Raw genomic sequence first — 241 nt, forward strand, 5'->3', positions numbered from 1 at the left:
GAAGTCGATATTTTCATTCAATGCTACAACTTTTAAGTTGTCTTGTGCGCTCAAATGATTATATGTTGGAGGAGATTCTATTAAAGAACCAATATTGGTTAATTCTTGTCTGGTTAAGGGTGAACCGTCTAAATAGACATCACCATTTGTCTGTGGCAATATTCCACATATAATTTTCATCAAAGTAGATTTACCAGCTCCATTAATTCCTAAAAGTCCATAAACTTCATTAGGATAGACT

Annotated in this window: 1 protein-coding gene; it reads right to left on the minus strand. The window is 33.2% G+C overall.

Annotated features, from left to right (window positions below):
- On the minus strand, positions 1 to 241 hold a 241-nt coding region (locus SH09_RS13965; RefSeq protein WP_042740182.1), incomplete at both ends, for an ATP-binding cassette domain-containing protein.

The organism is Staphylococcus gallinarum, from assembly GCF_000875895.1.
GTDB lineage: Bacteria > Bacillota > Bacilli > Staphylococcales > Staphylococcaceae > Staphylococcus > Staphylococcus gallinarum.